Annotated in this window: 16 protein-coding genes; 8 read left to right on the forward strand and 8 right to left on the reverse strand. The window is 71.5% G+C overall.

What is annotated here, in order from left to right:
- The first annotated feature begins 257 nt into the window (after nt 1-257).
- Together RWE79_RS13120 and RWE79_RS13125 are read left to right on the forward strand one after the other, a co-directional pair.
- On the forward strand, nt 258-500 hold the full coding sequence (locus RWE79_RS13120; protein ID WP_475940248.1) for a type II toxin-antitoxin system Phd/YefM family antitoxin: 243 nt from the start codon (nt 258-260) through the stop codon (nt 498-500).
- Nucleotides 497-943: a PIN domain-containing protein gene (locus tag RWE79_RS13125; RefSeq protein WP_475940249.1), complete on the forward strand. Its 447-nt coding sequence runs from the start codon at nt 497-499 to the stop codon at nt 941-943. Before RWE79_RS13120 ends, RWE79_RS13125 begins: the two co-directional genes overlap by 4 nt.
- A gap of 214 nt (nt 944-1,157) precedes the next feature.
- Here the strand turns inward: RWE79_RS13125 and RWE79_RS13130 are convergent, their stop codons facing one another.
- Together RWE79_RS13130 and RWE79_RS13135 are read right to left on the reverse strand one after the other, a co-directional pair.
- On the reverse strand, nt 1,158-2,033 hold the full coding sequence (locus RWE79_RS13130; protein WP_475940250.1) for an aldo/keto reductase: 876 nt from the start codon (nt 2,031-2,033) through the stop codon (nt 1,158-1,160).
- A gap of 6 nt (nt 2,034-2,039) precedes the next feature.
- Entirely contained in the window at nt 2,040-2,999 is a 960-nt protein-coding gene (locus RWE79_RS13135; protein WP_475940251.1) for an NAD-dependent epimerase/dehydratase family protein, read from the reverse strand.
- A 71-nt stretch (nt 3,000-3,070) separates the two neighbouring features.
- Here RWE79_RS13135 and RWE79_RS13140 point away from each other — a divergent pair, with 71 nt between their 5' ends.
- A complete protein-coding gene (locus RWE79_RS13140) occupies nt 3,071-3,982 on the forward strand; it encodes a LysR family transcriptional regulator (protein WP_475940252.1) in 912 nt (303 codons plus the stop codon).
- Nucleotides 3,983-4,320: 338 nt separating this feature from the next.
- Here the strand turns inward: RWE79_RS13140 and RWE79_RS13145 are convergent, their stop codons facing one another.
- Genes RWE79_RS13145 through RWE79_RS13160 form a run of 4 tightly spaced genes read right to left on the reverse strand, consistent with a single transcriptional unit; the run spans nt 4,321 to nt 8,342 of the window.
- Nucleotides 4,321-4,935, reverse strand: coding sequence for a GTP-binding protein (locus RWE79_RS13145; protein WP_475940253.1), 615 nt, complete (start codon nt 4,933-4,935; stop codon nt 4,321-4,323).
- The gene (locus RWE79_RS13150) at nt 4,883-5,323 is read right to left on the reverse strand and encodes a DUF742 domain-containing protein (protein WP_475940254.1); all 441 of its coding nucleotides are present in this window, start codon (nt 5,321-5,323) and stop codon (nt 4,883-4,885) included. The genes RWE79_RS13145 and RWE79_RS13150 overlap by 53 nt, the downstream gene beginning before the upstream one ends.
- A 48-nt stretch (nt 5,324-5,371) precedes the next feature.
- A complete protein-coding gene (locus tag RWE79_RS13155) occupies nt 5,372-5,848 on the reverse strand; it encodes a roadblock/LC7 domain-containing protein (RefSeq protein ID WP_475940255.1) in 477 nt (158 codons plus the stop codon).
- The gene (locus RWE79_RS13160; protein ID WP_475940256.1) at nt 5,829-8,342 is read right to left on the reverse strand and encodes a sensor histidine kinase; all 2,514 of its coding nucleotides are present in this window, start codon (nt 8,340-8,342) and stop codon (nt 5,829-5,831) included. The genes RWE79_RS13155 and RWE79_RS13160 overlap by 20 nt, the downstream gene beginning before the upstream one ends.
- 511 nt (nt 8,343-8,853) lie before the next feature.
- Here RWE79_RS13160 and RWE79_RS13165 point away from each other — a divergent pair.
- The 5 genes from RWE79_RS13165 (at nt 8,854) to RWE79_RS13185 (ending at nt 15,420) form a co-directional block, all read left to right on the forward strand.
- Nucleotides 8,854-10,029 (forward strand): substrate-binding domain-containing protein, encoded by a 1,176-nt coding sequence (locus tag RWE79_RS13165; RefSeq protein WP_475940257.1) that lies wholly within the window; start codon nt 8,854-8,856, stop codon nt 10,027-10,029.
- Between the two features lie 883 nt (nt 10,030-10,912).
- Nucleotides 10,913-12,034 (forward strand): glycosyltransferase family 4 protein, encoded by a 1,122-nt coding sequence (locus RWE79_RS13170; protein WP_475940258.1) that lies wholly within the window; start codon nt 10,913-10,915, stop codon nt 12,032-12,034.
- Nucleotides 12,031-13,194 (forward strand): glycosyltransferase, encoded by a 1,164-nt coding sequence (locus RWE79_RS13175; protein WP_475940259.1) that lies wholly within the window; start codon nt 12,031-12,033, stop codon nt 13,192-13,194. Before RWE79_RS13170 ends, RWE79_RS13175 begins: the two co-directional genes overlap by 4 nt.
- Before the next feature lie 5 nt (nt 13,195-13,199).
- Nucleotides 13,200-14,276: an SGNH/GDSL hydrolase family protein gene (locus tag RWE79_RS13180; protein ID WP_475940260.1), complete on the forward strand. Its 1,077-nt coding sequence runs from the start codon at nt 13,200-13,202 to the stop codon at nt 14,274-14,276.
- A gap of 202 nt (nt 14,277-14,478) precedes the next feature.
- A complete protein-coding gene (locus RWE79_RS13185) occupies nt 14,479-15,420 on the forward strand; it encodes a lysylphosphatidylglycerol synthase transmembrane domain-containing protein (protein WP_475940261.1) in 942 nt (313 codons plus the stop codon).
- 135 nt (nt 15,421-15,555) lie between these two features.
- Here RWE79_RS13185 and RWE79_RS13190 read toward each other — a convergent pair whose 3' ends face one another.
- A complete protein-coding gene (locus tag RWE79_RS13190; RefSeq protein ID WP_475940262.1) occupies nt 15,556-16,716 on the reverse strand; it encodes a glycosyltransferase 87 family protein in 1,161 nt (386 codons plus the stop codon).
- Nucleotides 16,713-18,068, reverse strand: coding sequence for a polyprenol phosphomannose-dependent alpha 1,6 mannosyltransferase MptB (gene mptB, locus RWE79_RS13195; protein WP_475940263.1), 1,356 nt, complete (start codon nt 18,066-18,068; stop codon nt 16,713-16,715). Before mptB ends, RWE79_RS13190 begins: the two co-directional genes overlap by 4 nt.
- Nucleotides 18,069-18,089 lie beyond the last annotated feature (21 nt).

Below are 18,089 nucleotides of genomic sequence, written 5' to 3' on the forward strand. Positions count from 1 at the left end.
AGCGGGAACGGGGATCGTTTCGGCAACGCGTCTTCCTGCCGTGGCGACCAGCAGATGGGACAACGGATCGACCCGAAGACAACCCACGACCGACGGATTATGAGTCCTTTGAGGGCCATTCCAACGCTCAGAAGCTCGCCGCCGCGACGATCAAGCCTCTGTGACTGCTGCCGATGGACAGAGGGAAAGACCCCGGCCGACGGCGGGGAGCCGCACAGCTACCGTCCGGATCCCCCCAATGTAGTAACATGTAGAACATGGAGACGACCGCCCGCGAGTTCAACCAGAAGTCCTCACAGATCCTCGCCGCGGCGGCACGCGGTGAGACCGTCACCGTCACCAAGAACGGCACCCCCGTCGCCCGGGTCGTACCGATCACCGAGAACGACATCCCCCCGTTTCGGACCGACCCCATGGGCGACATAGAGCTGCCTGACCTCGGCCTGCCGGATCTCAGCGATGACGAGATCGAGGACGTGCTCAAGGGGATGGGGTCGTGAGCCTGGTCGCGATCGCGGACACCAACGCCCTGTACCGTCTGCTCGACCCGAACCTCACCGGCCACCAGGAGCACAAGAAGGCCCTGGCGACGATCAGCCATCTCGTCATCTCCCCCATGGTCCTGGCCGAGTTGGACTACCTGATCACGGCAAGGGCGGGAACCCGCAAGGCCCTGACGGCAGCCCGTTTCGTCGAACGCAACACAGCCACCCGTCGCTTCGAGGTCCCCCCGATCAGCGCGCACTTGAGTGCCGCGATCGCCGTCGCCGAGGGATACGCGGACGCGGATGGCGGCGAGGGCATCGGGCTGGCCGACGCGATGAACGTGGCCCTGGCCGCCGCCTACCGCACCGACGCCATGTTCACCACCGACCGCCACTTCCGCATGGTCCGTCCACTGACCGGCCATCCAGCCTTTCGCCTTCTGCCCGACGATCTGTAGCCCTTTCCAGGTCGGGTGCGCCGGGAGTGCCGCACACGCCCCAATGGGCATCCCATGCGATACAGCGGACGACAGCGCGCCACCTGGAAGGCGTCGATGGCCTGCGGGGTGTCGCGGAGACCGCCCGCGCCGCGATCGCCCGCTCCCCGACGCGGGTGCGGGCGGCTCGTCGCCGAGAACGCCGTGACGGCGGCCCGGTCCGCGCCCTGGCGCCCTATCCGACGTGGTCCAGCCGTGCCACTTCCTCCTCCGTCAGTACCAGGGACGCCGACCGCGCCGAGGAGCGGACCGATTCCGGGCGGGTGGCGCCCGGGATGGGGATGACGTGCTTCGAGTGGGCCAGGTGCCAGGCCAGGCAGATCTGCTGGGGGGTGGTACCGCGTTCCTTGGCGACGGCGTGGAAAGGGGTCGGGCGTGGGGAGCGGCCCGGGCCGTCCAGGACGCTGCGGGTAATGCCGCCCAGGGGGCTCCACGGGAGGAAGGCGATGCCGAGGCGGTCGCACAGACGCAGTTCGGGGAGGCTGTCGCGGTACTGCGGGGAGTAGCGGTTCTGGACCGAGACGAGACGGTCGCCGAGGATGGCCCGGGCCGCCCGGATGTGGTCGCACGTCACATTGGAGATGCCCGCCGCGCGGATCAGGCCCGCGTCGAGGAGGTCACGCAGAGCGCCCACCGAGTCGGACCAGGGGACGTCCGGGGCGGGTTTGTGGAGCTGGTAGAGGCCGATCGCCTCCACGCCCAGGCGTCGCAGGGATCCCTCGCAGGCGCGTCTGATGTGGCCGGGAGTGCCGTTCACCGTCCAGGTGCCGTCGCCGGGACGGGTGCGTCCGCCCTTGGTCGCGATCAGGATGTCCGACGTGTCGCCCGGCCACGTGACGAGGGCCTGGGCGAGGAGTTCCTCGTTGTGGCCGCGTTCGTCCGCGTGCCAGTGGTAGGAGTCGGCCGTGTCGATGAGGGTGACGCCGGCGTCCAGGGCGGCGTGGACGGTGGCGACCGCGCGGGCACGGTCAGGGCGGCCCTCGATGGACAGTGGCATGGCGCCGAGGCCGATGGCGCCGACGTGGGTTGTTCCGATGCGGCGGGTGAGCATGCTTGTTCAGGACTTCCTCGTGATGTCGGCGGCAGTGTCGGTGACCGCGTTCGCCAGCCAGTCGGTGACCTTGGTGAACGAGAAGCCCAGCGCGGTGGCGCGGGCATTGCTCACGGCGTAGGGGCGGTCGAAGGAAAACGGGGAGGCAGGCCCGCCGTCGGCCACGATGCGGTATGCGGGGGTCGCTGAAGCGGTCGCGGCCGCGACCGCCGCGCACAGGTCAGTAACGGTGAGGTGGCCGTGGGAGGCGGCGTTGACCGGGCCGGTGACATCGGACCGCGTGGCCGTCCAGTGCAGGAACGCGGCGATCTCCTCGTAGTGCACGAACGATGTGGGGGCCGGGTGGCGGTGCACGGCGACCGGGCGGCCGGCGGTCACGCGTTCGACGTAGTGGCTTAGACGGCCCGTGAAGTCGTGAGAGCCACCACCAAGGACGTGGGCGCTGCGTACGGAGACGAACGGGAACACCGGGTCGCGGGAGAACACCGCCTCGGCCTGGCGTTTGCCCTCCGCGTACGCCGAGGCCTCGCCGATCAGCCGGGAGAGGGCGGCTGAGGACCGCCACGGCAGATCCCACCTCACCGGCCAGTGGGCCGGGTTCACGGTGGTCTCCGGGACTGGGGCGGGAGCCGCGGGCCGGAGTGACGAAGAGGTGGCCGGGTCGTAGACCTCCATCGTGGATGTCATCACATAGCGGGCGGTGCGGCCTGCGAACACGCGGCGGGAGGTGGCCGCCTGGAAGGGGGTGTAGCAGACCTGGTCGACGACGCTGTCGAAGGAACGGGTCCCCAGGGCGCGTCCGAGGGCCTCCTCGTCGTCCCGGTCGGCGATGACGTGGTCGGTTCCGGGCGGTGGCGGTGCCGAGCCCCGGTTGACAACGGTGACGTGGGCTCCCGCCCCCTGGAGCAGGCGGATCAGGTGGCGGCCGAAGTAGCGGCTGCCGCCGATGACGCAGATCTGTGGCATAAGGCCAAGACTGGCCGTGTAGCGTCCGAAGAAGTAGTGGCGACCTGCTGGTCTCGTATTAAGGAAAACTGTTGATCGATGCTCATCGGCTGCGGGTGCTGCGGGAGGTGGCCGCGCATGGCAGCTTCAACCGAGCGGCGGCCTCGATGCTGCTCACGCCCTCCGCCGTCTCGCAGCAGATTGCCGCGCTGGAACGGCAGCTCGGCACCTGTGTCGTCACCCGCAGCACCCGCGGTGTGGCCCTGACGGAAGCGGGACGGTTGCTCGTGGAGACGGCCGAGACGATCGCGGCCGAGCTGGTGCATGCCCGGGAGCGGATCGACGAGCTGACCTCCGGCCGGAGACGGCTGACCATCGCCACGTTCACCAGCGGCGGCCGCGTCCTGCTGCCCGGCGCACTCAGGCGGTTCGTCGCCGCCCATCCGCGGGTTGAGGTGAACGTGGTGGAGCGGGAGCCCGAGGACAGCCTGCCCCTGGTTCGGCAGGGCGCGGCGGACCTGGCCATCGCCTACCACTTCGACGGGCCGCTGCCGGTGCTGCCCGGGGACCGTACGGGACTGAGGTGGACGGCGCTGGCCGAGGATCCGCTGTCCGTGGCGATGCCGGCCGTCCATCCGCTGGCGGGCCGGGCGTCCGTCGACCTGTCCGACCTGGCCGCGCAGCCGTGGGTGATCGGCTGCTCCAAGACGGAGGCGTTCCTGCGGGACTACGCGGCCGCGGCCGGGTTCGAGCTGCGGGTCAGCGGTTCCACCAGCGACTACCACCTCGCCCAGGCCCTCACCGCGTCGGGTCTCGGTGTCAGCCTCGTCCCCCGCATCTGCCTGGCGCCCGCGACACCCGGCCTGGCCGTCGTTCCGCTGAACCCGCCCCGCCCCGCCCGCTACATCGGGATCGCCACCGGCAGGCGGCGGCATGACCACCCACTGGTCCGGACCCTGGTGGGGTGGCTGCGGGAGGAGGTGAAGGCGCTGCCTGCCGGGTGACCGGTCACCGGCCCCATGCAAGCTCCTCGCACCGGACGGATCCGGCCGCGACGGTGCGACACCTCACCAGGGGCGTTTTCGCAGGTGGTCCCTGGAAAGTGGGGCACCCGGAGAGCCGCGCGGAGGCCCACCCCTGGTGTCGGGGCAGACGTACTCTCGCCGGCCTGCCCGGCTGTGCTGAAACCACCACCGGAGGGTGACGCCGACAAGTTCTGGGGCGTGCCGAGCGAGATCGGCGACACCTTCAAGGGACTGAGCGGCGCCATCGGCAACCCCGGCCCGTTCCCTGCGTCCTGTCCACGTCGCGGATGTGGGCACAGCCGACCGGCCTTCCGCCATCAGGGCATCGCGGCGGCTTCCGCACGGGACACGGCGACTTCCAGTACGGCCAGCAGCGCGTCGCGGACCGAGCCCGTCTTCCGTGCGTCGAAGAGGATCAGTGGTACGTGCTCGGCGATGTCCAGTGCCCACCGCACCTCCTCGAGGTCGTGTTCGACCTCCCCGTCGAAAGTGTTGACGGCGACCGCGAAGGGGACGTCCTTGTGCTCGAAGTAGTCCACCGCCGCATAGCAGTCGTCGAGTCGGCGCGTGTCCACGATCACCAAGCTGCCGAGGGCGCCCTCCACCAGGTCGTCCCACATGAAGCCGAACCGGTCCTGGCCCGGGGTGCCGAACAGGTACAGCTTCAGTGTCGGGTCGATGGTGACGCGGCCGAAGTCCATGGCGACCGTGGTGGTGATTTTGCCCGGAGTGTGGGTGAGGTCATCCACTCCCGCCGCGACCTCGGTGATCGCGGCCTCCGTGGTCAGCGGTCGTATCTCGGATATCGAGGCCACGGTCGTGGTCTTGCCGACTCCGAAGCCGCCGGCGATGACCAGCTTGACCGGTGTCGGAGGCTGTTCAGCTGGTGTCACGGAGTGTGTCCCGTGAGTCGGGAACGGCACGGAGACCATCGATAACCCTTCGCAGTACGGAGAGATCCTGGGCGATCGCGGCGTTCGGCCGATGAACCGTGAGATGCCCGGCGTCACGCAGGTCCTCGACCAGCACGCGCACCACGTTGAGGTGCAGTCGCAGCCCGGCGGCCAGTTCCGCCACCGACAGCGGTCGCCGGCTGGCCGCGACGATCTCCTGGTGTTCGAAAGTGAGCGAGCGAAGGGCCAGGAGCCCGACCGAGGTCGACACCACCTGGGCCTCCGCCGGCATCGGCGGGCCGGTGCCGCCTGCCGATACCCGGCCGGTGGTCAGGAGGAACGGCCGAATCGCGGGGGCGCGGCGTCGCGGCTCCGGCGAGCCCTCGGCGTCCCCTGCTGCCTCGTGTGGTGGTCCAACGACGGACATCACGATCCCTTCACGATGTACCTGCACCCCTGCCCCGGACCGGGAAGGTCAGGGGGCCGACGCTGCGCCGACACTGTTCTTCAGCTCCAGCACCAGTTGGGGAGTGAGCGCGGCCCCTGCCCGTTTGGCGAAGAGAGTCATCGCGTAGGCGATGTTGCCCAGCTTCGCGGCCTCGGAGGTCACGATGCCGAGGACGGCGCCGGCTCCGATGGCCGACACCAGCACATGGCCGTGCTCCAGGTCGAGGATGACCTTGTTGAGGCGGCCGAGACCGTAGTTTCCGGATGCGCCCGCGGCAAGACTCGTCAGACCGGCCACGATCGCGGCGAGCCGTTCGGAGTCGGCCTGGTCTCGCAGCTGGGAGACGGCGATCAGCAGGCCGTCGGACGACACCGCGATGACGTCGGCCACGCCGGCGGTGTCTGTGGCGAACCGCTCCAGCAGCCAGGTGAAATCGGCCGCGGCGGCGCGCAGGTCGGTCGGTTCCGGCTTCTCGGAACTCATGTCAGTTGTCGACGTGGGCACTACCCGGCTCCTTCTGGGATTTCTGGTGCTGAGATGGTGCAGGCCCGGTCGGAGCATGGTCGTAGTCCTGCTCCGCCTGGAGTACCGCGGCTTCGAACGCGTCGAGTTCCGAACGGACGGCCTCGGCATCCAGGGGCTTCCGTACGGCCGACGATGTCCGGTCGGCCGGGGAAGCGGTCCGGGCGAGTGTCGCTCCCCGCTCCCGCCGACGCAGTGGCCGGGAGGTACGAGGTGATGGCGGTTGGTCCGCGGCGACGGTTCGCTCCGCGTCAGTCCGCGCGACGGTCCGTTCCGCGGTGGTCGGCCCCGCGTCGGCGGGGGGCGCGACGCGCTGCGGCAGCTCATCGCGCGGCGACGGAGCCCCCGGCCGCCGCAGGGGGACGGCGGAGGCAGCGGCCAGCAGGGGCGACGGTACCGGCCCGGTGGTCCCCTTCCCCGTCCTCGCCGGGAACGGCGTCACGTTCGCGACCGGGCCCGTGGTCACGGGCTCCGAGAGGTCCACGGGGCTCATGGCGGACAGGAGCGCGGCCGGGACCCACACGGTGGCGCTGACGCCGCCGCCCGGCGTACGGGTCAGGGTCACCCGCACATCCCAGCGCCGGGCCAGGCTCCCGACCACGAAGAGACCGAGCACCTCGGTCGGTGCGAGATCGAGTCGTTCCCGGCGGACCAGCCGGGCGTTCTCCTCGGCGAGGCGTTCGGCGTCCATGCCGAGCCCGTGGTCGATGATCTCGATCAGAGCCCCGCCGTCCTCGGTGACGTCGGCGCCGGGGCGGACCACCACCTCGACGGGCGTGTGGGAGGGGGAGAACGCGACCGCGTTCTCCAGCAGTTCGGCGAACATCAGTGTCAGGTCACCGATGATGTCGGGCACGACGGCGACCTCCGTCTCGGACCGCAGCGACACCCGCTCATAGCCCTCGATCTGGGCGAGCGACGCCCGGATGACGTTGGCCAGGGGGATCGGCCGGGGCTCGATGCCGCTCTCCCGGATGCCGGCGAGCAGCATCAGGCTGTCGGCGTTGCGCTGGAGGCGTACGGCGATGTGGTCGATGCGGTACAGCTGTTCGAGGAGTTCGAGGTCGGTCTCCTCGCGTTCCATCGCATCGATCAGAAGCAGCTGGCGGGTCGTCAGAATGCTTACTCTGCGGCCGACGTTGCCGAACATCTCGGCCACGTTGCGGCGGCTCAGTACCTGTCGTTCCAGCAACTGTGCGGCTGCCACCTGTACTTGGTTGAACACCTCGGCCAGTCCGCCGATCTCGTCGCGCACCGGGACAGGGATCGGCCGCGGCTGCAGCGGGGTGGTGTCATCGGACTCGTCGTCCGCGACCCGGGCCAGTTCCTCGCTCGCCACGTCGACCACCTGCTGGGCGGCGTCGGTCAGGGCCACCAGGGGACGTACGACCGAGCGCCGGACCAGGACACTGAAGGCCAGCCACACGACAAAGCCGAGAACGGCCAGACCGAGCAGGTACAGCGAGCCTCGCAGGGCGCCCGCGGAGGCGGTGTCGGCCTCGGCTGCGGTCTGCTCGATCAGCGACCGGGTGATGCCGAGGCGGGTCTCGGACTGGCGCGTTCCGTCCGCGATCGCACTGCGCAGTTGCGCCGGTGTCTTGCCCTGCAGGGCACCGGGATCGATCTGCAGCTGCGCGAACTGGGCCTTGACTCCGTTCTGCTCGGCGCTGCGCTCGATGCCGTCCATGGTCAGCACCTGGCCGGGTGTGGCGATCCGCTGGAACCGGCGCGACTGCTGGTCGTAGAGGGCATGGGAGTCGACCGCGCGGCTGTACTCGTTGAGGGCGTTGGCGTCACGGGTCTGCGCGGAGAACACCGCGCTCTCGAAGGACGCGTGGGCGGCGTCGGCGCGCAGCACCGTGTCGAGAAGTGCCGTGACCGTGGACGACGAAGTGCCGGAGTAACGGTCCAGACCGATGCCGTCGATCAGATAGTCGACCGCGGAAGCGTAAGCCGGGTCGACGTCGGCGACAGCGACGTAGCCCCGTTCGAGCCTGTCGCGCAGGACACCGAGGCGGCGGATGTAGTCGAGCGCCTGCACCTCCTCGGGCGGCAGGCCCGCGGCGAACGCCGTACGCACGGCGGCGACCTGCGCATCGGTGTTCCGCTGCGCCCGGCGGTACTCGGCGGTCGGCGGCAGCGAGGCTCCGGGGTGGGCCTCGTCGTACTGCACGGACAGCAGGAGCGCCTCCCGGTGTTCGGCCTGTACGTCGTTGATGAGCTTCGCGACCTGTTCACTGTCGCGCACCAGGTCCGCGATCCGGCCCGCGTCCTGGGCCTGCCGGGCCTGGCCGTAGGCCGCGATTCCGAGAAGCACGCCGACCGCCGCGATGGGCGCGATCACCAGGACGTTGAGCTTGCGGCGGAAGGGCCACCGGGCGAGGAAGCCCACCGCTGTCGGACGCGACTGCGGACTCCGGCCGGCTGTCCCCGGTGGCTCGGGGGCGAGCGGCGGGTTCCCTCTGTTCCCGGACACCCGGGCCTCCTTCGACATGTTGCTGAGCTGCGGCAGCCGTGTCTTGCTGGACCGCCGGTGGCCGGGAGCGGACGTGACGCATTCACGGCGTTCGCCACTGAGAGGAACGAACAGATCACGCCAGTGGCTGAATCCGACTGCGTGAGCGTAACCGCACTCTCAGGGACTTCACAGGTTTGGGATCATCAAAAATTGATCACGAAGTCCTTACCGGCGGCCGACAGACCGTGACGCCTCGGCCGCGGCGGCACGCGCCACATCGCAAGCCGCCGGCCGATGTAAGTTCTCGGGCGGGGGAATTGACGCGAACCGACCGGTTGAGCATGATCCTGGGCAGCAAGCGTGCTGCCGCCCCTGCCATCCCGAGCCACCGCTCGGGAATCGCCGTCACGCCGTAGTCGCCGCAGGCCTCTCCGTCCGAGGCACGGCGGGCCCTCGGACGGTGATCACACGCCGGAGCCGTCGCCCGACCCCGAAACTTCCTTCCCCACCCAGCCCTGCCTGCCCCTTCATGCCCCTTTTTGGAGACCTCGTGCACCCCACCTACAAGGCGGCCCTGACGGCGACCGCTCTCCTGGCCACCGCCGCTCTCGCCGCCGGCTGCGAGAGCGGCTCCAAGACCACCGGATCCGTCAGCGCCTCCTCCGGTGGCTCGTCCAGACCTGGCTGCCCCAGCGCCCTCTCCGGGGCCAAGCGGGACGTCAAGGCGGCCGAAAATGTCAACGCCCCTTGGTCCGGGCCGACCAGCGGGCCCGCGGTCGTCCCGGACCGGAGCATCGTCTACATCGCCCAGACGCTGACCAATCCCGGCGTCGAGGGCGTCGCCAAGGGCGCCCAGGAAGCCGCCGACGTCATTGGCTGGCGCGTCCGCACCATCAACGGCCAGGGCACATCGGCAGGGCTCAAGACCGCCTTCGACCAGGCTCTCGCCCTCAAACCCGACGGCATAGTCATCGGCGGCTTCGATCCCTCCTCCACCGCCAAGCAGGTGGCGCGGGCGGACGCCGCCGGCATCCCGCTGATCGGCTGGCACGCCGTCGGCACCCCCGGCCCCAGCGCGAACCCGAAGCTGTTCAGCAACATCACCACAAGGGTCGAGGACGTGGCGAGACTCAGCGCCGACTGGATCATCGCGCAGTCCGAGGGCCGTGCGGGCGTCGTGCTGTTCACCGACGCCACAATCCCGTTCGCCAAGCACAAGTCCGACCTGATCAAGAAGGAACTCGCCACCTGCTCCGGCGTGACGCTGCTGAGCTACGAGAACATCCCGATCTCCCAGGCCAACAGCCGCACCATCGGCAAGGTATCCTCCCTTGCCGCCCGCTTCGGCAACAGGTGGACCTACTCCGCCGCCATCAACGACCTGTACTTCGACTACGCGGGCTCCGCCCTGCGGGCCGCCGGAAAGAACGGTGCGGGGGCCCCGTTCAACATCGGTGCCGGTGACGGCGACCCGTCGGCCTTCCAGCGCATCAACGGCAAGGAGTTCCAGGCGGCCACCGTGCCCGAACCGCTGTCCGAACAGGGCTGGCAGATCATCGACGAGTTCAACCGCGCCTTCGCGGGCAAGCCGTCCAGCGGGTACGTCGCCCCCGTCCACATCACCACCGCGGCCAACAGCGGCGGCGCGCCGTCCTGGGACTCCGAGGGCTACCGCGAGGCCTACCGCAAGATGTGGGACAAGTAGCCACCTGACAGACCCTCGGCCGACCAGGGAAGAAGTCGATGTCGCGACCACCGACCGCGCCTGACAGGCGGCCGAGCCACACCTGGAACAACCTCGGCCAAGGGCCTCCGGCTGCACAGACATCACTTACGCCGTCCCCGTCGGCGACGATGGCTTGCCCCGTCCGGCCTTCTGCTCCGCGACGATGCCGCCGGGCAGGGAAGCGGAGCTTGCCCGCAGACCTGCTGGGCCGTTTCAGTACGGGCCGTTGACCCGCACAGCAGCCAGTCACGGCGAACGGCCCCGCGCTCCAGGTGTGGAGCATCTCAGTCTGCCGCCACCGGCGCCTTCCGCCGGCCGACGTCAACAGGCTGGGCCAGAGGCAGCCACTTCCGATTCCCTGCGTCCCATCAGCGTCCCGAATACCGCCCTCGCCCGCCGATCGGACCGTCCGCCCCAGCCCGCGAGAGCCACCGGGCGATCCACAACCGCAGGTCGACGGAGCCCCCGGCTACGGATCACCGCATCGCCGTTGAACTCACGAGCAGCGGATTCAGTCCGTTCGCCCAAAACTGAACCATGGCGCAGCGGATTCCGCTCCCAACGTGCAGAGGCTCCACCCGCTGTTCGAGGGCGGAGCCGCTGTGGCCGTTGCAGCAGGCCAGGAAATCCAGCAAGCGGGTGACCCGGCGGTGCCATCGACCGGCTGGCTGAAGGCGGCCGCGCGCACCCCCTCCTCGCGAACGTCCAGCAGCTCATGACCTCCCCCAGCACAAGGCCCCGCAGCAGGTACCCGGGCGCCGGGGCGCCGGCGACGCGATGTGGGGCGAACGCTCATGGTGAGTTCTTCAGGCGGAAAGATCCACGTGGCCGGGATCACGTCCGGCGCGCCGAGAACGTAGGTATGCGTGTCGCCATCGTCACCGAATCCTTCCCGCCCGATGTCAACGGGGTGGCCCACTGCACCTTGCGTACGGCCGAGTACCTGGCCAGGCATGGGCACGAGCCGCTGGTCATAGCGCCGGCCGGACCTCACGACGCGGTGGCCGGCCAGGAGCTGTGTCCCGTCGTCCGTGTCCCCTCTCTCCCGCTTCCCGGCTACCCGCAGGTCCGGGTGGCCCTGCCTGGCCGCAGGACGGCAGTGGCCATCGCCGCACACCGCCCCGACGTGGTGCACCTGGCCAGTCCCTTCGTTCTGGGAGTGCGGGGCATGACGGCGGCCGCCAGGCAGCACATCCCGGCCGTCGCCGTCTACCAGACCGATCTCGCGGGATACGCCCGCACCTACCTCAGCCGCGGGGAGGCCGCCGCCTGGCGGCGGATCCGCGCCGTGCACAGCGCCGCCGACCGTACCCTCGCCCCGTCCTCCGCCTCGCTGCGCGACCTGGAGCGGCACGGTGTCCCCCGGGTGCACCTGTGGCCGCGCGGGGTGGATTCCGTACGTTTCCAGCCGGACCGCCGGGACGACGCACTGCGCAGACGATTCGCCCCGGCCGGCGAGGTGATCGTGGGGTACGTGGGGCGGCTCGCCCCGGAAAAGCACGTCGAACTGCTCTCCGGGGTGTGCGGACTGCCAGGGGTACGAGTGGTCGTCACCGGCGACGGCCCCAGCGAACCATCGCTGCGCCAGGCGCTGCCCGGCGCGGTCTTTCTCGGCCGTCGTACCGGTGACGAACTGGCCCGGATCTTCGCCTCGCTCGATGTCTTCGCACACACCGGGCCGTTCGAGACGTTCTGCCAGACCATCCAAGAGGCCATGGCCAGCGGCCTGCCGGTGATCGCCCCGGCCGCCGGCGGCCCGCTGGATCTGGTCGGACACGGAGTGACCGGTCTGCTGGTCCCGCCCGGCGACGCGGACGCGCTCCGCGACGCGGCCGGGGTGCTGGCCGTGTCGCCCGCGCTGCGCGAGGAGTACGGTCGGGCCGGGCGCGCCGCCGTGGCCGCCCGCACCTGGGAGGCCGTAGGCGACCTGCTGCTCGACCACTACGACCAGGTCCTGGGCGCCCGTTCGGCGGTGGCGGCATGACGCTGACGGGCGGAGCGCTGCGGATCGTGCGTCTTGCCAACTTCGTCACCCCGGTCTCGGGCGGGTTGCGCACCGCGCTGACCCATCTGGGCGCCGGCTATCTCGCGGCCGGGCACGAGCCGGTGCTCGTCGTGCCCGGAGCGGCCGCGCGGGACGAACTCACCGCCCAGGGGAGGGTGATCACCCTCCCCGGTCCTGTCGTGCCCGGCACCGGCGGCTACCGCGTGCTGGCCGGACGTCGGCGCGTGGAGCGTCTACTCGACGAACTGGCCCCGGACCGGCTGGAGGTGTCCGATCGTACGACGCTGCGCTGGACCGGCGGCTGGGCACGCGGGCGGCGTGTTCCGGCGGTCATGGTCTCCCACGAGAGCGTCGACGGGGTCCTGCGCACCTGCGGCGTGCCGACCGGCGTGGCGCAGGCCACCGCCGACCGGCTCAACCTGCGTAGCGCCAGGGCCTTCTCGCGTGTCGTCTGCACTACGGACTGGGCGGCCGCGGAGTTCGAGCGGATCGGGGCGCGCAACATCGTCCGCGCGCCGCTCGGCGTCGACCTCGACCGCTGCGACCCCGCCTACCGCAGCACGGCGCTGCGCGCCCGGTACGCCGCCGACGGCCAGGTGCTCCTCGCCATGTGCACCCGGCTCTCCCCGGAGAAGCGCCCCGGCCGCGCGCTGGAGGCACTCGCGGTCCTGCGGGGCCGCGGGCTCGACGCGGTGCTCGTCGTCGCCGGGGAGGGGCCGATGCGGTACCGCCTCGAAACAGACGCGCGTACCGCTCGGCTGCCGGTCACCTTCCTCGGGCACGTCGCCGACCGGGCCACGCTCTCCGTCCTCCAGGCCACCGCCGATGTCGTCCTCGCCCCCGGCCCCGCCGAGACCTTCGGCCTCGCCGCCGTCGAAGCCCTGGCCTGTGGCACCCCGGTCGTTGTCAGTGCCCTCTCCGCCCTCCCCGGCATCGTCGGCCCCGCCGGCATGACCGCCGCTGACGACGGCCCCGCCTTCGCGACAGCCGTCGAAACCCTCCTCGCCCGCCCCGAACACCTCCGCCGCGCCGTCGCCCGCGCCCAGTCCGAACGCTACGGCTGGCCCGCGGCGGTCGACGCCTTCCTCGCCGCCCACGACGCGGTGGCGCGGACCGTCGTCCGGAGGGCGGCACCGTGACCGCCGTGGGCGCTCGTCCTCAGGTACCGCAGGAGCCGCAGGAGCCGACCGCGCGGCAGGTGTTGCGCTTCGCCGCGCTCGGCGACTCGCTGACCGCCGGCCTCGGCGATCCCCTGCCGGGCGGCGGGTGGCGCGGCTGGGCCGCGCTGCTCGCCGAGGGACTCACCGCACGAGCGCAGGACACGCGGCTGGTGAATGTCAGCGCCAGTGGCGCGCTGACCGCCGACGTCGCCGGGAGTCAGCTGGCGCGGGTGCGCCTCGTCCGGCCGCACCTGGCATCCGTACTGGTCGGGGTGAACGACACCCTGCGCGGCTCGTACGACATCCGGGGTATTGCGCAGCACCTGCACACTGTCCTCGGGGTGCTGCGTGAGGACGGGACGGTCGTTCTTACCGCGTGTTTGCCGGACCCTGGGCAGATGCTGGGGCTGCCGGAGGTGCTGGCACGCCCGCTCGCACGGCGGATGCGGGCGGTGAACACCGTGGTGCACGCACTGTCGGAACGGCACCGCGCGGTGCACGTCCATCTGGCGAAGCACAGCTGGGTAACGGACCGTGCCGTGTGGAGCGTGGACCGGTTGCATCCGAGCGAGCTGGGGCACCGGCTGATCGCCCGGGAAGTCCACAGCGTCCTGGTCGCGGGGGGTCACGCGACGGGTACGGCGCCCACACTCTCCCTGGACGGGCCGGGGCCCGGCCGGGCCGCCGGGGTCTGGTGGATGGCGACCCGCGGCACCAGATGGGTCGCGGACCGCTGTACGGATCTGCTGCCCGATCTCGCCCGGCTGGCGGTGCTGGAGGCCCGGCACAAGATGGCGGGCACCGACGGGCTGCTGGACCTTCGTGCCGGGAACGCCGCGGCGCAGGCGCTCGCCTCACTCGAAGCCGGGGCGGGGACCGAACCCGGGGCCGCCGAGGCGGTGGGTGCCGCCGGTCTGCCGCACCAGGTCGATGGTGGCAGCCGGCTTGTGAGGTGCCGGGGACTGCCCGGCCGACAGCCAACGGCCCCGCGCCTCGTCGGCACGGCACTTCCCCTGCTTCGGCCGGGAGAGGCTCCGCACCGCGTTGCCGAAACGCCATAGGAAGGGCGCCCCGAGGACGATCCGGCGCCCCTCGATGCTCCGACGCCGGCACCGTCGCGTATACGGTGCCGCGTCCCCTTCCGGTCACCACCCGTCCCGCCGGGCGTCGGCCGCACGACGCCGGGACGTCGTGCACGCCGGGGACACTGGCGGCGAGCGCGCTCCCGCCGGGCCCACGACAAGCAGGGACGACCGAGACCGAATGGCCATACCCCACATGCCGTTCCTGCGCCGGATCGCCTCTCTGGTCCCGATCACCGTCATCGGCGTCTGGGTGGTCCTGCACTGGCCACTCATCGCCTCCGGCGGCCGCGAACTCCTCACCGCCAACCGCTACTGGCTGCTGGCTGCGCTGGCGGTCACCGGCCTGGGCTGGGTCGCGGTGTCCTTCGCGCGCCAGGGCGCGGTGCTCGAACCGCTCCCCGCCGGACGGCTGTTCGCCACACAGTTCGCCGCAGGTGCCGCCAATCATCTCCTGCCGGCGGGATTCGGCGCGGGCGCGGTCAATCTGCGCCTCCTCAGGCGTTGCGGGATCCCGCTGACCCGGTCCTCGGCTGCACTCGCGTTGTACCTGCTGGCGGAGGCAGCGGGCAGAGTCCTGCTCCTGCTCGTGCTTCTGACCGCCTGCCCTGACGCGCTCCGGCTGGACGGCCTCGTCCCGGAAAGGGCCGTCCTCCCGCTCGCGTGGACGGCGGGAGGTCTGGTCTGTACGGCATTGCTCGCACTGGCCGCCATACGCCCGCTGCGCAGGAGCATCCGCGCCTTTCTGGGCACTGCTCTGGCCAACGCGCGTTCGGTGCATGCCAGACCCGCCCGGGCACTGGCCTTGTGGGGCGGTTCGCTGGCCTTCCCCGCCCTGCAGGCCGCCGGGCTGGTCACGGTCGCGCTTGCCCTCGACATGCAGGTGCCCGTGGTCCATGTCGCGATCGCGTATCTCGCCGCCAGCATCGCGGCCGCCGCCGTCCCGACCCCGGGCGGCATCGGCTCCGTCGACGCGGCGCTGGTCGTCGCTCTCGTCGCCGCCGGGGCCTCGGTCACCGCCGCCGGTTCGGCGGTCCTGGGCTACCGGATCATCACGGTATGGTTGCCGCTGGTCCCCGGGGCGCTGGTACTCGGCGCCCTGGTGCGCACGAAGCTGGTCTGAACCCGGTCCTGCAACGGTGGAGACCCGCGACGGGCGGAACGGCCAAGGGATCACCGGCAGCCTGATCAGCGGGACGCCGAGGAGCACGTGCAGCCCGAAGACGAACTGGCGCCCGGTCGGCTCCAAGCCCTGCATTCAGGCCCGGTTCCCCTGTGCGGGGCGAGTCCCCCCGGGGCACTCGCCCGGTCCTCGGACGGCAGGGGACGCTCTCCCGGACGGCACCTGGGAGGACCCTTGCGGCCACAGCACGAGCAGCCCCAGGCAGATCCATACGTATGTGCTCCCGCCGAGGAATCCGCCCACGACGGACGGATCATCACGCCACAGCCACACGACGCTGCTGCACAGCACCACGTACAGGGCCGCGGCGACCGCGCGATCGCCTGTTCTGGCGAGCCACGCGACGGCGGGCGCCGCCCACACCAGGTGGTGCACCCAGGTCACGGGACTGACCAGGCATGCCGCAAGGCCGGTGAGCGCCATCCCGGCCTCGTCGTCACCGACCGCCGCCGCCCGGCGAACGCGGTACGCCCAGAGGACGAGCACCGTGAGCACGGCCGCCACCCACACCGGGCGGGCCGCGCCCAGCCGGGCCAGCGCGCCCTGGAGCGACTGGTTGGACACGTAGTCCAGGGCGCCGACCCGGTGCGTGTCCCACATCGCCTGGGTCCAGAACACCCATGACGCGCGCGGCGCGGCCAGGACGCCGATCGCGGTCGCTGCCGCCGCCGTACCCGTGGCGACGGCGGCGGCCCAGCGGCGGCCGGTGAGCAGCAGGTACCCGATGAAGATGCCCGGCGTGAGCTTGACCGCCGTCGCCAGGCCGATGCCCACACCTGCGAAGCGGCCGCGCCCGCCGTCCGCGTACACCAGCGCCATCAGCAGCAGATTCACCTGGCCCAGGCTGAAGGTGTCCCGCACCGGCTCCAGCATCACGAACAGGCACCCCGCCACCACCAACCCGCCACGATTCAAGGGAAGTTCGCGCAGTGGACCGCGCAACAGCACCATCGACGCGGCCGCGTTGAGCAGTACGCTGCCCACCACGGCGCCGGTACGCCCGACCAGGAGCATGGGCACCATGCAGACGGCGGCGAAGGGCGGGTAGGTGAAGCCGTATCCGGTTCCCGGCAGCAGGTAGTCGTAGATCCGGCCGCCGTGCCGGATCCAGGCGTCGACGGTCCCGTAGTAGACGTACAGGTCGAACCAGCCCCGGTAGTACGGCACCGTGATCATGAAGAGCACCGCGCCGGCGACCGGGACCGCCGTGCCGAGCAGCTGCCGCGGCCGGGTCACGGCAGGGTTCCCGACTCGTCGGCGGCCGGCAGCCGGGACGCCGTCCGCCAGGCCAGCAGGGCCAGCGCCGCCAGTCCACCGCCGCTCACCGCGAACGCCAGTTGCCGTGCGTCCGGGGAGAATCCGTCCGGGAGTACGGCGAGGGCGAGGACGCCGCTGCCGGCGGCGGCCCAGCGGCGCACCCGGCCGGGCGGCGCGGCCGCCGCGATGGGAAACAACGCCCAGAGCACGTACCAGGGGCGGATCGCGGGGCCGAGCAGGGCGACGGCGGCCAGGCCGAGCCCGAGAGCGTACACCGGACCGAGACTGTGGCGGCGGCGCCAGACCAGGAGCAGTACGACGGCGATCGCGGCGGCACCGAGGAAGCGCCAGGCGGGCACCGCGCCGGTGAGGCGGCCGAGAGTGCCGGTGAGCGACCAGTTGTGGGCGGATACGGGGGTGCCGAGCGCCCCGATCCAGCCGTAGCCGGTGCCGGCGGCGGCGGTGGCGGCCACGGTGGTCACCGCCGCGACGGTGGCGGTGGCAAGCCCGGTCCTGACCAGCCTGGCGCGCCCGTGCAGCCGGTACGACCAGATCGACGCGACCGCCGCCAGCCCCAGCACGGCAGGTACCTTCACCAGCGCGGCCAGCGTGACCAGGATCGTGGCCGGCACCGGCCACCGCCCCGCCGCAGCCAGCCCCGCGCCGAGCAGCCCCAGCATCACCGCGTCGTTGTGCGCGCCCGCGACCAGGTGCAGCACGAGCAGCGGGTTGAGCGCGCCGAGCCAGAGCGCAGCCGACCGGTCGGTGCCGCACCGCCGGGCGAGGACGGGCAGGAAGACGATCATCAGGGCGACGCCGGACAGCGCCACCAGCCGCATGCCGGCGATTCCGAGCGGTACCGCAGCCCTGGCCACGGCCAGGAAGACCGGACCGTACGGCGTCGGCGTGTGCTGCCAGACCGGCGGCACCTCGGCAGCCAGCGGACCGCCGAGCCGGTCGGCACCGTACGTATACACGTCCATGTGCGCGGCGGCCATCGTGCCCTGCACCAAGTAGCTGTACACGTCCCGGCTGAACAACGGCGGCCCCAGCACCAGCGGCGCCGCCCAGACCCCCAGCGTCACCAACAGGAACCGCTCCCCCGGTGGTTCGGGCCCGCGCACCGCCCGCCCCAGCCACCACCACGCCGCGACCAGCAGCACAAGACCGAAGTACGCGCCGGCCAGCCCCAGCCGCCCGCCGCCCGGCCCCACCGCGTCCCGCGCCGACAGCGCCCCCGCGGTCAGCCCGCCCACCGCGACCGCGACCGAGCCCGCGAACCCGAGCCACCGGCAGCGGCGCGGGTCCGCCATCGCGTCCGGTACCGACATGCGCGCACCGTAGCCCCGCCC

Source organism: Streptomyces sp. RLA131, from assembly GCF_056270125.1.

Coding starts and splice junctions, on each gene's coding strand:
- RWE79_RS13120 (WP_475940248.1), top strand. CDS start 258: ATGGAGACGACCGCCCGCGAGTTCAACCAGAAGTCCTCACAGATCCTC.
- RWE79_RS13130 (WP_475940250.1), bottom strand. CDS start 2,033: ATGCTCACCCGCCGCATCGGAACAACCCACGTCGGCGCCATCGGCCTC.
- RWE79_RS13135 (WP_475940251.1), bottom strand. CDS start 2,999: ATGCCACAGATCTGCGTCATCGGCGGCAGCCGCTACTTCGGCCGCCAC.
- RWE79_RS13145 (WP_475940253.1), bottom strand. CDS start 4,935: ATGGTCTCCGTGCCGTTCCCGACTCACGGGACACACTCCGTGACACCA.
- RWE79_RS13150 (WP_475940254.1), bottom strand. CDS start 5,323: ATGTCCGTCGTTGGACCACCACACGAGGCAGCAGGGGACGCCGAGGGC.
- RWE79_RS13165 (WP_475940257.1), top strand. CDS start 8,854: ATGCCCCTTTTTGGAGACCTCGTGCACCCCACCTACAAGGCGGCCCTG.
- RWE79_RS13170 (WP_475940258.1), top strand. CDS start 10,913: ATGCGTGTCGCCATCGTCACCGAATCCTTCCCGCCCGATGTCAACGGG.
- RWE79_RS13175 (WP_475940259.1), top strand. CDS start 12,031: ATGACGCTGACGGGCGGAGCGCTGCGGATCGTGCGTCTTGCCAACTTC.
- RWE79_RS13185 (WP_475940261.1), top strand. CDS start 14,479: ATGGCCATACCCCACATGCCGTTCCTGCGCCGGATCGCCTCTCTGGTC.
- mptB (WP_475940263.1), bottom strand. CDS start 18,068: ATGTCGGTACCGGACGCGATGGCGGACCCGCGCCGCTGCCGGTGGCTC.